Annotated in this window: 12 protein-coding genes; 7 read left to right on the top strand and 5 right to left on the bottom strand. The window is 44.0% G+C overall.

All coding sequences use genetic code 11. The features are described from left to right. Positions 1-441: 441 nt before the first annotated feature. The 7 genes from ACZ5NB_RS08270 to ACZ5NB_RS08240 all read left to right on the top strand — a co-directional run bounded on the left by ACZ5NB_RS08270 (position 442) and on the right by ACZ5NB_RS08240 (position 7,475). Entirely contained in the window at positions 442-678 is a 237-nt protein-coding gene (locus ACZ5NB_RS08270; protein ID WP_460232662.1) for an acyl carrier protein, read from the top strand. A gap of 130 nt (positions 679-808) precedes the next feature. Then, positions 809-1,924, top strand: a complete 1,116-nt coding sequence (locus ACZ5NB_RS08265; RefSeq protein ID WP_460232661.1) for an acyl-CoA dehydrogenase family protein — start codon at positions 809-811, stop codon at positions 1,922-1,924. Between the two features lie 12 nt (positions 1,925-1,936). After that, positions 1,937-3,412, top strand: coding sequence for an amino acid adenylation domain-containing protein (locus ACZ5NB_RS08260; RefSeq protein ID WP_460232660.1), 1,476 nt, complete (start codon positions 1,937-1,939; stop codon positions 3,410-3,412). Further along, the gene (locus tag ACZ5NB_RS08255) at positions 3,409-4,446 is read left to right on the top strand and encodes an amidohydrolase family protein (RefSeq protein ID WP_460232659.1); all 1,038 of its coding nucleotides are present in this window, start codon (positions 3,409-3,411) and stop codon (positions 4,444-4,446) included. Before ACZ5NB_RS08260 ends, ACZ5NB_RS08255 begins: the two co-directional genes overlap by 4 nt. A 27-nt stretch (positions 4,447-4,473) precedes the next feature. Further along, entirely contained in the window at positions 4,474-5,175 is a 702-nt protein-coding gene (locus ACZ5NB_RS08250; protein WP_460232658.1) for a hypothetical protein, read from the top strand. 18 nt (positions 5,176-5,193) lie between these two features. Further along, entirely contained in the window at positions 5,194-6,426 is a 1,233-nt protein-coding gene (locus tag ACZ5NB_RS08245; protein WP_460232657.1) for a carboxylate--amine ligase, read from the top strand. Positions 6,427-6,551: 125 nt separating this feature from the next. Then, positions 6,552-7,475 carry a VanZ family protein gene (locus ACZ5NB_RS08240; protein WP_460232656.1) on the top strand — a complete coding sequence of 308 codons (924 nt, stop codon included), beginning with the start codon at positions 6,552-6,554 and terminating at the stop codon, positions 7,473-7,475. Positions 7,476-7,479: 4 nt separating this feature from the next. On the opposite strand, the gene ACZ5NB_RS08235 is transcribed toward ACZ5NB_RS08240, so the two are convergent. From ACZ5NB_RS08235 to ACZ5NB_RS08215, 5 genes are all read right to left on the bottom strand, one after another. Further along, the gene (locus ACZ5NB_RS08235) at positions 7,480-9,090 is read right to left on the bottom strand and encodes a TolB family protein (RefSeq protein WP_460232655.1); all 1,611 of its coding nucleotides are present in this window, start codon (positions 9,088-9,090) and stop codon (positions 7,480-7,482) included. 816 nt (positions 9,091-9,906) lie between these two features. Continuing rightward, a complete protein-coding gene (locus ACZ5NB_RS08230) occupies positions 9,907-11,883 on the bottom strand; it encodes a hypothetical protein (RefSeq protein WP_460232654.1) in 1,977 nt (658 codons plus the stop codon). 239 nt (positions 11,884-12,122) lie between these two features. Beyond that, complete coding sequence (locus tag ACZ5NB_RS08225) at positions 12,123-13,580, bottom strand: O-antigen ligase family protein (protein ID WP_460232653.1); 1,458 nt, start codon at positions 13,578-13,580, stop codon at positions 12,123-12,125. A gap of 44 nt (positions 13,581-13,624) precedes the next feature. Beyond that, positions 13,625-14,590: a sulfotransferase family protein gene (locus ACZ5NB_RS08220; protein ID WP_460232652.1), complete on the bottom strand. Its 966-nt coding sequence runs from the start codon at positions 14,588-14,590 to the stop codon at positions 13,625-13,627. After that, a complete protein-coding gene (locus tag ACZ5NB_RS08215; protein ID WP_460232651.1) occupies positions 14,583-15,719 on the bottom strand; it encodes a glycosyltransferase family 4 protein in 1,137 nt (378 codons plus the stop codon). The genes ACZ5NB_RS08220 and ACZ5NB_RS08215 overlap by 8 nt, the downstream gene beginning before the upstream one ends. Between the last annotated feature and the right edge of the window lie 6 nt (positions 15,720-15,725).

The following is a 15,725-nucleotide window of genomic DNA, read 5'->3' as shown; positions in this document are numbered from 1 at the left end:
TTAATATCATCATTTTTCGAAGCACGGGGAGTAGTTTGGAATGCAGCAGTGGTCGATCAATCGGACAAGTAGTGCGTGCATGAAGTTCAACCATCCGTGTAGACTCATTACGAAAAGAAACCCAACACGGTTTCAATCACACGCCGTATTGTACACAGTTAAAAGCCAAAAATAACCAAGATCTATGCCAACCCACTCCAATCGATTTCAATAATAGGTAAGCGATGCTTACCACTCGTCTCCAGACCGCGAGCTATTGCATAGCTGAGACCAATGCCACAGAATAGCGGCCCTTATTCCGTAGCTTTTGTGGTGACTTTCTCGTGCTCGCTCATTAACCCAACACAACCAAGCTTATCGCAAACAAAACCGGAATTTTAAAGCCCAATTGACCAAGCAATTTACCCCTTGAACGCTTATTTGAAAGGAGAAATTTCCGATATGGAGTTTGCCCCCCAAATCCTCGAATATATCAAGACTGAACTTTCAGAAACTGCCCCTGACGACTTACAGTCCTCAGACAACCTCCTCGATTCTGGGATTCTAGATTCATTATCTATAGTCCTCCTTACAGAATTCCTACAAACGCAATTCAATGTAACTGTTGACCCTGACGACCTAACGCCCGAAAACTTTGAAACTGTCGACGCTATTGTACAAGTCGTAACCAAGGGATAGTTGAGCTTCTCGACGGCTTTAGCTGTAGATACTTACCTCAGGCCCCCAATAAATACATGAGACTCTATTTCTGTAGAGCTCAAGTGCTTATAATTGCCAGGTCACGGATATCTTTCAGACCGAGAAAACCATGAATATAAATTCCGATCAGGCGATTCGGTTCGCCCAAAACGAAATTAATAACCTGAACTGCAACGAGGATGACTTCCCTTTCGACGGGTGGAAAAAACTCGCAGAGTTTGGTGTGTTTGCTTTGCCGATCTCTGAGGAACATTCCGGCTTGGGTGTTTCCTGTGAGGAGACTTGCGATGTGCTCGAAGCATTGGGCTACGCCATGGATGATCAAGGCCTTTTACATGCAGCCTGCACCCAAATCCTTTGCGGCATTGCCATCGATAAGTTTGGCAGCGACGAAATAAAGGCTGAGTACCTCCCTAAAATTTGCGACGGCAGCCTTATAATGGCTCAAGCACTTACAGAACCGAATGCTGGTTCAGCTCTTGGTGAAATGGCCACCACAGCCCTTTTAGATGACAGTGGTAACTATCACGTTAAAGGTAGCAAAATTTTTACAAGCAATGGGCCAATAGCGACTTCAGTCCTAGTATTTTGCGTTACTCACCCGCAACGCAAGAGTTTCGGGCGCATTAGCTGCCTCATCATGGACCCTCCCCTCCAGGGCATGAACCAAAGCAAGGCAATGAAAAAGATGGGCTTACATAGCCTCAAAAATGGAGAACTCTTTTTCGACGACTGTATAGTCCCTGAAAGTAAGATCCTTGGAAAGCCTGGTGCAGGAGATGCGATTTCTAATAGCGTTATGTCTTGGGAGCGAACGATTCTTTTTGCAACCATGGTTGGAAAGCAACAAAAAATTCTAGAGGGCTGCATACAGTACGCAAATGAAAGGCATCAAGGCGGCCAGGCAATCGCAAAATATCAGGCGGTTTCACATAAAATTGCCGATATGAAGGTCAACCATCACCTCTCAAAACTAGTCGTTAAAGACGCCGCAAATGCGATAGACTCAGGTAAGAACGCGATGCTTGAAAGTGCCATTTGCAAGTTAGTAGTAAGCGAGAAACTCAAAGCTGCCGCACTTGATTCAGTTCAAATCCGCGGAGGATATGGCTACATGACTGAGTACCCTGCCGAAGGCGATGTGCGGGATAGCATGGCATCAACCATTTATTCAGGCACATCTGAAATTCAAAAAAATATTATCGCCCGCCTTATTGGACTATAAAAAGGGATTCCCGTGGCAAATAATGCACTATTAGATAATCTCCCCCAATCTACGGCGATTGTCTGCCCACAACATGGAAATGTTAGCTACCCACAACTACAAAAGCTCTCTGAGCAGTTTGCCTTTCAGCTCGAAGAGCTCCAAGTACAACCTAACGATAGAGTTATCATATGTGGCAGTCGTTCAGCGCACTACATAGCGGCCATTTTAGGTGTTTTATCTGTAGGGGCAAGCTACGTACCAGTGTTTGAAAAATCTCCAGCTTCACGCGCCCAAGTGATCGCAGAAAACTCTGGCGCTAAAGTGGCGATTGTTGACACTAAAGGGCAATCTCTATTCCAAGGCCTTCAGTTTATCGACTTAGACGCGCCGGGCAATGATGGAATCGAACGTGCAATACGTATGAATAGCGGGCTTTGCTATCTCCTCTATACTTCGGGATCTACAGGGGCTCCTAAAGGTGTAGCGGTACCGAGAACAGCTGTAGAGCATTACGCGCACTGGGCTGCGAACCACTTTGATCTGACCGTTGATTCAAACGTTTTGTGCACCGCTCCTTTTTATTTCGACATGTCCGTATTCGACGTTTTCGCAACATTATTAGCGAGAGCTACGCTCGTTATCGCTAATGACAAACACCTAATGTTTCCAAAATTGTTGGTACAGTTGATACAAGAACAAAAGATCTCACACTGGAAGGGCGTATCATCTCTACTTCATTACATCGTGAAAATGGGCGCGTTGGATGGCCAAGAATTGCTCAGCCTAAAATATGTTCTATTCGGCGGTGAAAAAATTAACAACAATCATCTCGCGGCATGGATGGAACTGGTACCGCATGCGCGGTATTACAACGCCTACGGGCCAACAGAAACAACAGGTGTTAGCAGCTGTTATCATGTGCAGTCGCCTCCAGCAGCCAGTGACAATCTGCCCATCGGTTTAGCTCGACAAGGAACGGAAATACTCGTACTCAACGAACAACGTGAACCGTGTAGTACCAATGAAAATGGCGAGATATTCATTGGCGGTGCGGGCTTGTCCGATGGCTACTGGAACGACGAAACAAAAACAGCTAATGCTTTCCTAGAAATCAACGGAAAACGATTCTACAAATCTGGTGATATTGGCCATTATCGAGAAGACGGAAATTTAGCGTTCGTCGAGAGAAAAGATAATCAAATTAAAGTTCAAGGATACCGAATAGAACTAGGCGAAGTTGCTGCGGGAGTGTTAACACAAACACAGGTGTCTGAAGCTGCCGCTATCGCTGTAGAGAACCCTTCAGGCGAACAAGAAATCGCTGTCGCCTACACCGTCAAACAACACGAAAAACTCGACGAGAAAGAACTAAGGAAGTATTTAATGCAATCACTTCCTAAATACATGCAGCCTAAACATGTCCTTTTACTCGACGCCCTCCCCTTAACGGATCGAGGCAAAACTGACACGGCACTATTACGTAAAAGATTATTTGAAAAATCATGAGTTCACTTAGCTTAGAGCAAGTCACGACATATCTTGACCAACTAAAAGAGCTTGGCAAGAAACATTGCCTCTACGATATTCACACCCATGCGACTGAAATCATCTTTGATGAAATCGAGTACGAACAAATCTCAAACGATTTACTCTCGTCGAGCAAGACCGCCTATAAAGAGCCTAAATTGTCGCCGCTAAGATTGGTTCACCCTCCATTAAATAGCAACCAGGAAACTTTAAACAAGGTTAGCAAAATAGGATTCAATCGGGCATACCAGCATATCGGCCCACGCGTATACCTGGATCAAATGAGTCTATGCGGGGTATCTAAAGCTGCCATATTGCCGGTGTCACGACCCGACACAAACTTTCAAAGGCTTTGGAATCTTCATCAGGCTTTCGCTAACGAAAATAGTTCTCTTTTACTCGGATATTGCGTACCTATTGAAGTAGAAACGAGCGATATTAAAGCCCACCTTGAAAACGCTCTAGACACTCATCCCATTCGCATATTAAAAATACACCCGAATCTAACAGACATAAGCATTGAAGAAACAAAAGGAAAGGAGCGCATTGAAAGTATGCTAGACGCATGCTCCGCACTAAAACTACCCGCACTCATACACGGTGGCTGCAGTCCAATCTTACATGGCCATGATAGCGCCTACCACGCAAAAATTGATTATTTAAAACTTATTCCTTGGGGCAATTATACTAGCCCAATTATTATTGCCCATTTAGGCGCCTACGGTTGTAAAGCAGAATCATTACCTACCGAACAACTTAGCCAGCTGGCCGCGCTGCTGCAAACTCACGACCACTTATACACTGACACGTCCGGGTTGGCATACCCAATCGTGCAAGAGGCGATCGACCGAATACCATCATCCAAAATCGTCTATGGCTCAGACTTTTCATATTATCCGATGTGGCACGGTTTAGTTCATTTGCTACATGCGTATACCAATAAGTCTGGCGAGGCATTAGACAAAATAAAACAAATAGCTCATACCAACCCTGAACAGATTTTTAATCCTTAAAATTATCAACCGAAAGATGATACGACCATGTCAAATAAAGTTTCCAAGTTATTGAAAAGAATTAAAGACGGGGACTGGAACTACCTTCGAAAGAGACTTCTTCCACGGGGCAACCCGATCCTCTATATCGGCTCACAACTTGTCTTCGAATTAACTGATACAGAAAAATTTAATAAACTCTACACTCTGGTCAATAAGATGTGTGACCATGATATAAAAATTGTTCAGGACAAGGACGTACCGCAGTTATGCGCCACCTTTCCTGAGAGCGCAGAATTATTCAAACGACGCTTTGCTGAAGGCCATAAGAAATGCTACGTATCGCTAAAAAATGGCGAAATGACGGCACACCTGTGGGTTACAGAGCCGCAAATGGAATATTTTAACACCAATAGTCTATGGAAATTTTATTCAGGGGTTACAGATGCAATATGGTGTTTCGATGGCTACGTAAAGCCAGAGCATCGAATGCGCGGATTATTTCCTTACCTTATGGGCGCTATAAGAAATGATTACCTAACAAAAGGCTATAGAACTCAATTTGGTGAAACAGACGCAAACAATGATATGTCGCTTAACACGCACCTCAAAGTCGGCTACGAGATCATTTGGCGTATCACCATTGTTTCGATCTTGGGACTTAAAATCTATTTCGCTCGTAACGAACAATCAGGAAACAAAAAAATTAGCTTTCGCTACGCGCTGAACATCAAGAATCGTGTTCTCTAACAGCCCTAGTAGACTACCATGAGTAATGCGTTCTCACATTTCATCCATTCCTCCAAGGCTAAAAATGACCTGCCTATTGCAGTTATTCTTGGCAAGAATGTAAATAGCGATGACATGCTACTTAGCCTAAATAAATTGGGTATCGACACAGTAGTTGTCAAACTTACATTAGAAGTAAAGGATGATTATGGTGAGAACACCTATGACAACCCTATGCTCATTGCTCTGGCTAACCAACTGATTCAATATCTAAATTTAAATATAGAAAAGAATAAAAAAGGCATTATATTTTCATCTGAAGACATTTATAGTGTGCTACTGGCTTTCTCCGAAACAGAACTTGATACACGCTTTCATTGTGTTACCCCTTCAAAAGATATCGTTAAAATTTGTGCCAATAAGATTAAATTCTTTGAATACTGTGAGGCACAAGGAATTGATATTCCTGCAACCCATGTCTTTTACAACAAAACAGATATTGACACCGTTACGAATCAACTTAAGTTGCCTGGCATTGTCAGGCCACACTACTCCGGGGCATTACCCAAGTCGATTGTACCCAAAGTACTCATGATCAATACTATTGCTGAGTTACATACACTAGGTGAAAAAGTATTCGAATTAGGACAACCCGTTTTCTATCAGGAGTTTATTCCAGGAGATTCAACATCCACATGGTTTTTAGGTGGTTTTTTTGGAGTCGACGGCAAACCATCTGATTCATATTTTGTGGGCCAGAAACTACTAGAACACCCTCTGATTGGAGGAAACACAACCCTGGCGACAATGCGATGGAATGATCCAATCGTTGAAAACGGTCTCCAATTTATTCAAGCAATTAACTACTCCGGGCTAGCTGATATTGAATTCAAATTCGACCACAGAGACCAGAAATATAAAATCATCGAAGTAAATCCTCGTATTGGACGATGGCACAGCATAAGCCAATCAGCAAAAACAGACATAATAAGAGAGTTCTACCTAACTTTACTTGGCATGCAGACAGCACCCTATTCATTGCACCAAGAAGGGCGAGTTTGGATGGCTCCTGTCCCAGCCTTTTGTAGTTATATAGAAAGCAAGGGTCTTTTCGTCGGAATTACTCATTGGCTCAGAGCAATCTTTAAAGCTGATATAAAAGCCGGGGTAGATTTGCGGAAACTAAGGCAAACGATGCACCAGCTTCGCGCTATTCAAGGTCATATTCGCAGCCTATCTTTCAAAGAATTATTACGAGGTTGCAAGCAGTAGTCTCGAATGCACGTTATAAAACGTTATGTGATGTCTTACAATGGCATTCCCGGTGAGTTAAATTTTGAATTTATAACATAAAAGCTTCTTAGCGCATCCCGGCTAATTTATATAGTTCTATTCTTATGACGGATACACTTTCCCGCAGCTCCACTCGATCCTTCTATTCCTATATCTTCGGATTCTTGTTGATTGTTACTACGCCGCTGTTGTTTCTTAGACCAAAGATTCACGAACCAACCGGTATTTGGGACGAGATCTGGAATCTTGGTCATATTCCGTTTTTCGCTATTATTTCCTATTTTGTTTGCCTCCTAATTCGACTCAACACCTGGGCTAAGTTACTCGGATATACCCTCGCCGTTCTTGTTGTAAGTATTGTTATTGAATTCATACAAGCCAACATCGGCAGAAGTGCCAGCCTGATTGACGTAGGCATGAATTTAACAGGTGCTATGCTAGTTATTTTTTGGTTAGCTGCGCCAAACGTTTTCACTTGGATCGGAAGGATTCTCGCTTCGGCAATGCTTATAACCGTGATGGGCAAAACGTCGCTAGATATTGTTGACATACTCAAAGTGGTAAAACAAATGCCGGTCATTGCGAATTTTGAAACTGAACTAGAATTTGACCGGTGGCGAGGAAGAGTTGATAAATCTGTAGAACACGCAACAGAAGGGGCTCAATCCGGGAGGTTTAGGTTGAGAGCACGCCGCTTCACAACGTTCGAGCTCTCAAAGATTTATTCTGATTGGCGTGGATATGACTCGATTCAGTTCGACATATTCAACCCATATCAGTCGAATCTAATTTTACTCTTTCATATTCAAGATAATTTATTTGACAGGGAACTTTGGAATAGTGACCGCTTCAGGACTGAGCTGGTTATTAAGCCTGGTCAAAACCAGTACACGTTTGCGCTTAGTGAGGTAATTAAGGCACCAAAAAACCGAGAGCTAGATATCAGCAATGTTAAAAACATACGATTTACTTCTCCTCGACTGTCCGAAGAAAAATACATCTACATTGATAACATCCATTTAAAATAGAGAATCAATTGACCCAGTTAAAATCGTAGACATCGCCGCTGGACGCAAGCTGATTGTTAAGACGATCATGTACCAGCCCGTCTGCACTCACTCGGAATAATTCATTTTTACGATTTGTTATTTCATCGGCAACGTACAAAAGGTTTGCGCCATCGCTAGACCATTTGAAATCGATGACGTCACCACCTTGCACTTGGACGCCATTAACTTTCGTCGATGACCCTGAGCCATCTGAATTTACCACGTAGAGTTCAAAAAGTTGATCAACATCCTGATCAGCCAAGTATGCGACCTTGGCACCGTCCGGCGAAAGCTTCGCGTACACTCCATCGTTTCTGATGCTGCCATTGTTAACCATTTGGTCAGAAAGCCTGATAATTTGAGAACCATCAATGGTCGCTCGATATAGTTCCGCCCTTCCTAAAGCCTCTTGGTGAGCGACATAATAAACAACGTCACTTGTCAAACCCCACTCAATAGACTCAAAGATACCATCCTGAGCCAGAGGTAAATTTAGAACTCGTCTAGTTGAAGCGTCATACTGTGTGACGTAAAGTTCAAATCGCCCTTCTACAATACCATCGGAGACGTAGGCGACCTTAAGGCTATCAGGAGACCAAATCCAATCTTTAACTAACTGCTCACCTGCAATTGGGGCATTCAGTTTTACCAATCCAGTGCCATTGATTGCGACAGAATATAGTTCGAATCTCTCGTTTACATCTTGATCAGCTGCATAGACTAGCTTTGAACCATCAGGAGAGATTGCCCATGACGCTTCACTGACATCTCCACCGGAAACGAGGGCGCCATTTAATTTCACGCGGTTGCCGCCGTTAGGTGCCACAGAAAACAACTCATATTGGTTGTTGTTATCCTGATCAGCCAAATAGACAACGCGATTAGAGTCAGGTGTCCATCTAGCTTCGACGACATCGCCGTTATCTACTAACGCCGAGTTTAGTCGTGTTGGAGCCCCACTACTGCCAGGCGTAGCGGTAAATAGCTCAAACACCCCTTGAGTGTTTTGATCAGCGATGAATGCAACAGTGGTACTATCGGGAGCCCAGCCTAACCACGTGACTTGCTGCTGAGCACCAAGAGGAGAGTTTAATTTATTCAGATCGCTTCCATCGATGCGCACTGTATAGGCTTCAATGACACCGTCTGTATCTTGGTCTGCAGTGAATGCAACCATTGCCCCATCTGGTGAAACTGCGAACTGACCGACACCGACAGAACCGTTCATCATGCCGCTAATTTTAGTGAGGCCATCTCCGTCGAAAGACACACTATACAACTCGGGAGTGCCATCTTGGTCATTATCGGTCGTAAATATGACCGTTTCACCGTTTGGAGTCCAGGAAACGCCCTGTACATTGCCGCAAGCAGCTAATGGCTCATACACGGCTTGAGAGCTTGCTGCACCCAACTGTGTGTATATCTGATAGATACCGTCAAACTCTCCGTCTGCCACAAAAATGGCGGGCTGTGAAGGGCTCACATTCGCTGGTGGATTATCTGCGCCTTGTCGTTGAACCACATCAGAGTCCGTTTCCCCTTCCTTCTGGCAGCCTCCAAGCCCAACAACGCCTGCTATTAACAGGGCTGCCATCTTTAAGCTTGATTTTGCTCTTGTAGCTGTTGCCGGAACGTTATTCAAAACAGGTACTCCAAAAATTCACCATTACGTTGATTAAATAATAACAGTAAAATTTCTGATTGATGTGCTTTCACAATACTAATGTTTCGCCTTGAGGACTGGGTCGCAATATGTTCGGAACCAGGTGCAAATGATTTAGGTTTTGCGATCTTTAATTCACCATTCGAGGTGCATTTTTTTGATCACTACTATCAGAGTGGATCGCTTTTAACCTTAAAAATACGGGTTTTTATGCCCTGAAAATCAAATACCAACCCGTAAACATCTAACATTTATTCGACAAAATCTTTCATAAATTTTTATTGAACTTCGAGCAGAAGTTTCTGATCCTAAACGGTCAGCAGGCAGCGACAAACGGTAAATTTTTAAACTAAACGATGTCAATATCTGCACCAATGAAAACAGGTACTAGAAACCAAATGTGCAAGCTTCGACTGTATCGCAACGACATCCAAAATACCCAATATTGACTTATTAGTTGGCTCGCATAAACACAACTTATCGGCGTTTTGCATTTCGTGAGCGATAGTCAGTATCTTGCCTTTGCAAAGCCTTCCAATCTACGTTGAGTCGCTGCCCCCAAAGTGTGACAGGGTCGTCAATCCAGCAGCTGCTCATGGCTTATTTTGCGAACGACTACAGAAAGGCTGCGGAATCATAGCAGCTGCGCAACGGAATGCGAAACTCTATTCAGTACGGAGCAGACGATATGTTGGGGGTAGAACTGATAGAGGGTTATCAACCCTCTAATGAATGGGATAAACAAGCTTAACCGGCTTTTTTGAGGGAGGGAGGGCCATTGTCGTCAGGCTCACATTGCTCTACAGGAGCTGGGTCTGTGGGATCTGTGGGATCTGTGGGATCTGTGGGATCTGTGGGATCTGTGGGATCTGTCGGATCTGTGGGATCTGTCGGATCTGTAGGATCTGTAGGATCTGTAGGATCTGTGGGATCTGTGGGATCTGTGGGATCTGTAGGATTAGTCGGTGTATCTGGCAACGGTGTCGCAGCACCTTGGTAAGCCCCTGCGTCTAGAGGGTCACCCGCACTCCATGTGTTTCCGAAGTAATCCTTCCTAATACTCAAGCCGTACATTTGCTCAAACAGCCCATAAGCATCGTTTTCATCGGCCACTAAGCCAATGGCAGGTGAGCCTTCTTGAAGAGTATAGTCACCGCCCGCTGCATTCCCAAAACGGATATTCTGATTAAAGACATTGCCGCTCAAAACGTCATAACGACGGGTGACCAAGTTAATATTTCCACCACTGGTACGATAATGGGCGTTCTGGGTGTGACTTAAAAATAACGGACTTTCTGAAAAGGTCTCCCAGTTGTGCGGAGAATCCTCACTGCCATCCACACAGTTGTAGAAAACATTACCATCAATCTCTACGTTCTGATCACTTCCAGAAGGGTTTTGAACATTTGTAATAGCTTTAGCACTCAAACCGCAATCCATGGTGTTTTGGGCGAAAGTCATACCAAATGGGCACGTTTCCCCGGAACTCCCCCCACTGTAGCAGCGCTGTGTAAACGCTAACCCAGCACTACTAACATCACGAATAATATTGCCGAGCATAAAAATGTAGGCATCACTTGTGGTCGCTTTTGCAGCAAATGCGGTTCCGCTTCGCTCCACAAGATTGTTAATAAACCACGTATAGCGGCCACCTACATCACTTTCACTGTCCTGCTCTGTGATGATTGCTGTAGCGTTGGCGCCTTTTTGCGAGTTGTAGAAGTCGTGAACATGATTTTCCGAGAATACAACGTGATAACAGCCCTTCTGATCATACGCATTTTCATAGTTCTCGTAGAACTCATTCCCACCAATATAAATATAGTGGGGTCGCGATGCATAGTTGTAATCAAACCAGCTCGAATTCGCGCACTGAATTGAGTCACCCTGCAGATGTCCAAGGCGGCTATCTAGCAGCCAGATATAACGGGTCCAGCGATTGAATTGCATACCATGCATGTCTGTTGACGTCGAACGATCGTCTTGCCAACGGCCTAATCCGTATATATCTACATCGTAGAAGACAAAAAATTGGGTGGGGTTTGCCTCTGTTCCACCTAGCGAGAAACAGCGTCGAGATTGCCCCGAATGCGTTCCTTCCGAACCGGAACATTTAATATGCCGAAACGTGAAATACTCAACAGGAGCTGTTGAGCCGTCCCATCGCATAATAAAATCATCAGTCGGTGATTTGAAATGCACAGTATCGAATATAACGTGTGAACCTTCTGAAAACCAAAAGCGATCAAACAATAGTATCGGCGCGGTATCGCCAACCCCAACGATCCATATCGGATTCGAAGCCGTTCCATTCATCGTAATGTCTTGCAAGTCGCCGCTATTCCCGTAGGTCGCACCATCGCCTACTACGAAAACCTGGCTTCCCGCACTTAACGTCCAGCGGCTACCCGAGATTCCAGGTAAATCACATCGAGGGGCTACCGGGCTACCTCGACCATTATTAGAAGCGTTTGAACACGAAGAATCTGATGAGTCTACGTAATATTGGGACGGGCTATCAGACCAACTAGGTGTTGGTATAGCAATCGGGTCATAGGGGAACGCTTGAATCTGATTGGCTGCCGTTGGCAAGGAAGGCATTATTGCTGAAGGCACAGATCCTGCCGGGTCAGGAATGCCAACCGGCAGCGCTAACGCACTGACAGGAAATATTATAGGAGCCAATGAGCTGGTAATTAGCTTCGCAATCCGGCTGTTTAACATCAAACTCTCCCAAAATTTACTCATAACCCTTTATGCACCAAATTAGATAATTCAGAAACAAACGTTTTATCGAAAAACCCGTAATAAATACAATACCCTACTGACACAATAGCCCACTCTGACAAGAGCAGATGTGAGTTACCGCGCCTTTCACAAACTCGCTTTCTGCAATGTTGTAAATTGCCAACCAACTCACATTGGTAGCTCTACATTTGAGCACTTTTTGTAATGTTCTGAACCTAATCATCCCACTGTATTTTCAAGGACTTTTCCTTTGAGCTTAATTCTTGAGTTCCGGTTGGCTTGAGCCAACTTTCTGACTTATCAAGCTCGACTGCGGACCGAAGTATAAGTGCAATGCCGACCCATAATGGCACAGAGCTTTCTACTGGATAAAAATACTGGGCAGATATCGCAGCGGTTAAAAAAGCAAATAATGTACTAGCTCCGACCCCACTTGCCGCCGATGCCGCAGCGTTTAACTTTGCACCAAACATTCTAACAGCTCGCTTTGCCGTTAGAAAAAATAGCAAGAAGACGGGAATTGCGCCTAATAGTCCATTATCGATAGTGAACTGCAAATACGCATTATGTGGATGGGGAAAGGTAGGATCATTCAGATCGTCTGCTACATACAAGCCTGCGCCACTGGTAACAAACCCCCTTCGGCCATAACCCCAAAATGGTGCTTCTCCGATTTTACCTATAACAACAGGCCAAACCACCAAACGCCCTGAAGAGATCGAATATAAGTCATGTTCACTACCCGCCATATTCACAGCTTCTAAGCGACGTTGTTGCTGCTCATTAGCTTCACCACCAACACCTTCGAACAGTCGATCTTTTACCGCAGGCACAAACGCGAAAACAGCCAACACCACGAACGGGGCCATGAAAATCAACTTTCGCCACCGATATAAAGCGAAAATAGCCCCAATAACAGCCCAGGCAATATAGCCTCCACGCCCCCCGGTGAGTGCCATACCTAACAAGCAAATAGCAGCACCGCCCAACAGAAACAATCGGTACTTAGTAAATAGCATACTCGAACAAACAAACATCCACGAGCCACCTGCCAAAATCATAGCTAGGTCTGTTTTAAAATAACCTACCTTGTTCCCTAGCACACGTAGGCCGCGATCATTCAACGCATCGGCATTGGCAATATCCGTAATTGGCATCCAGCGAATCACTTGAAGTGCAAGCAGCATATGAAGCAGTAGCATAGCACCGACCGCCAACTTCAATCTTTGCTCGCTATTACACCCGTAAAAAATTAAGAAACCAGGAACCAAATACCGGACACTATTTATAATATTGTCTTTTATTAGATCTGTACCCGACGGAGCGGACAAGCCCAGAAATTGATAAAACTCCTGTAGAGGCCCCATATTATTCATCAAACGAAATGTCGATATGTATATCAGCAGAAAATAAACCACCAACATAAACGTAATGGCTTTGGGCATGTCCCAAACTAACCCTTCTCTTTTCCGGGCTAAAATAAATGCCCCTACGACATTCACAAGCAAAATATTCCATAAATTTAGCCCAGGAATACCAAACATAGTGCGCGGGATATCTGGCCATTTCATGAACGCCATTAAAAAAACTAATGCGCAAGCACTTTTATACCAATCTCGCCAGGCGTAGACAGTAAAGAAAGCAAATAGTAAATAGATAAGTGCAAGCTTCATGATTTGTTATCTTCGGGATATATTCGTCTTGAGAAGATAGTTATTTAGCTGTTTAATCGAATAAACAGAGGGTCAACTATAGTCTTTACTCGTTTTTGCTGTTCCAAGGTCAACTTTTCTTTCCATTCTAGATCTTCTCGCACTTCAGCGAGTTTCTTAAAGCGATGTTTGTTTCCCGCAATTGTATGTCGTTTAAGAAACTCGTCATCAGGGGTCGTCAAACGAAAAGGCGAAACCCCAGCAAATTCAGCCACCTTTTCCAAGACAAGCTCGGGATCACGACACAGCTCTTCATACTCGACATGTATCCATTGGCTTTTTGGAACATCATTCAACAAATCGAGTATTCGTTCATTTAGTCTAACCCAAGTCTTTGCGGTTACATCCACTGACTGATTTTTGTTTCGCAGTGATGACCATGCTAGCCCCATTGGGTTTCGGGTTAGGAAAATCACCTTAGGGTTGAGCCTACTGAATTCGACAATATCTCTCATTTCTATCGGATCTTTTGAAGCATCAACTACGAAATCAACGCCCGCATCCTCTGCATAAAAATCGATAAGATCGTCTCTTCGTTCTATTCGCGATCTAGTAAATAGATCAAATATAACTCGTAATCGAGAGCGGTTTTTATAAGCAGAAGACCGAAGAAAACGGGTCGCTTTGTACTTAAAATAGGTGAAAAGCTTTTGCTTACCGAACTCCTCTTCCAGCCCCAAATCTGATACAGTCCAAGAAAAAGGGCTAACCATCAAATCAGTCTGATTCTTTTCATTTATCGCCTTAATAACGGAGCCCCAACGAGGGCAGCGATTTGGGCGCTGGCCGCAACTGCATTGACCAACCCATCGAGTCTTTTCATCTCTATATAGCTGTAGAGAGAACAAACTAATTTCTCCCATAGAAGCTACATTATCTACTCGATTTAGTAATAGCTCTAGGAGAGTTGAACCAGAGTGGCCCATCCCAACGATATAGAGCAAGGTTGGTTTAGGTCTTATATCAGCCATAGGAGGAAATCACCTCTTTATAGCAACGCATCGTCGCATCAGCCACTGAATCTGGATGAAATTTTTCTCTCGCATCAATCTTGCCATTTTCAGAAAGAGACCGTCGAAGAGATGAATCCGATAAAACTTCTTTGATTGCGTCACCAATTTCAGAAATAGACTCTGGATTTATTAATATACCCGAAATCCTGTTACGCACCATATAGGGAACGCCACATAGATTCGAGGCAATAACCGGTACACCTGCGGCCATAGCTTCAGAAATAACCATTGGCGCATTCTCTTGAAATGAGGGCAATACGAGAACAGTTGCTCGCCCAAGTTCCTGCTTCACTTCGGACTGGGAAACGCGCCCCGGAAGTTCTACAATCTTCTGTAACTGATGACCAGCTATCTCGCGCTTTAGCTCATCATAATACTGCGGATCAGAGGCCTCTCCACACAAACGAACCTTTAAATCAGGAAAATCTTGGTGGATTAGAGAGACTGCTTTTACAAGTGCTACTGGGTTTTTTCTTGAATTTAGCCAACCCAAAAAGAGAATAGTAGGAAATTTTTCACACCTAGAAACCTCAAACACTTTTGCATTTAGAGAATTCCAAATATCGTAGATCTTCGCCGTAGTAAGCACCTCGATTTGTTCACGAACGTAGGGGGCAATCGAAATTAGGTGTTTTTGTTTACTCATAGCAAAGCGCTCTATCCAAGCCCAAAATTTTGCGCGCAGCCTCCAACCAAACCTCTTCTCAGCAGGTAAATTGAGACTATCAAACCCATGTACCGTAAAAACATTTGGCAGCCTCAAATAGTATGAGCCAAACCCCCAAGTTTCATGAAAGTGGACGATATCTGGTGACAAGTCATACAAATATTTTCTAAGTCTCTTGCTTGAAGGGCCGTTGAATACATCGATAATCATTGGCAACCTCGAGCGCTTAAGCCTATGCACGGTTATACGTCCATGTGTTTCAACGATAGGTTGCTTCACACTTTTTTCCAAGGTAACCACATGAACATCATTCCCTTCGAGGCTCGCCAATGCTTTTGCTAAACCGACAGTTGCTGTCTCAACACCCCCGCGAGGATTATCAGCATCTTTCGGGAAACGACTAACCAGAATTATCTTCATTTTCAA

The organism is Aurantivibrio plasticivorans, assembly GCF_055392955.1.
Note: the sequence above shows the minus strand (reverse complement) of the source record. Positions and strands in the feature narration are given on the sequence as shown.

Excerpts from the sequence above, each read along its gene's own strand:
- ACZ5NB_RS08255 (WP_460232659.1), top strand. The coding sequence starts at position 3,409 with ATGAGTTCACTTAGCTTAGAGCAAGTCACGACATATCTTGACCAACTA.
- ACZ5NB_RS08250 (WP_460232658.1), top strand. The coding sequence starts at position 4,474 with ATGTCAAATAAAGTTTCCAAGTTATTGAAAAGAATTAAAGACGGGGAC.
- ACZ5NB_RS08220 (WP_460232652.1), bottom strand. The coding sequence starts at position 14,590 with ATGGCTGATATAAGACCTAAACCAACCTTGCTCTATATCGTTGGGATG.
- ACZ5NB_RS08235 (WP_460232655.1), bottom strand. The coding sequence starts at position 9,090 with ATGGCAGCCCTGTTAATAGCAGGCGTTGTTGGGCTTGGAGGCTGCCAG.
- ACZ5NB_RS08240 (WP_460232656.1), top strand. The coding sequence starts at position 6,552 with ATGACGGATACACTTTCCCGCAGCTCCACTCGATCCTTCTATTCCTAT.
- ACZ5NB_RS08270 (WP_460232662.1), top strand. The coding sequence starts at position 442 with ATGGAGTTTGCCCCCCAAATCCTCGAATATATCAAGACTGAACTTTCA.
- ACZ5NB_RS08230 (WP_460232654.1), bottom strand. The coding sequence starts at position 11,883 with ATGTTAAACAGCCGGATTGCGAAGCTAATTACCAGCTCATTGGCTCCT.
- ACZ5NB_RS08215 (WP_460232651.1), bottom strand. The coding sequence starts at position 15,719 with ATGAAGATAATTCTGGTTAGTCGTTTCCCGAAAGATGCTGATAATCCT.
- ACZ5NB_RS08265 (WP_460232661.1), top strand. The coding sequence starts at position 809 with ATGAATATAAATTCCGATCAGGCGATTCGGTTCGCCCAAAACGAAATT.
- ACZ5NB_RS08245 (WP_460232657.1), top strand. The coding sequence starts at position 5,194 with ATGAGTAATGCGTTCTCACATTTCATCCATTCCTCCAAGGCTAAAAAT.
- ACZ5NB_RS08225 (WP_460232653.1), bottom strand. The coding sequence starts at position 13,580 with ATGAAGCTTGCACTTATCTATTTACTATTTGCTTTCTTTACTGTCTAC.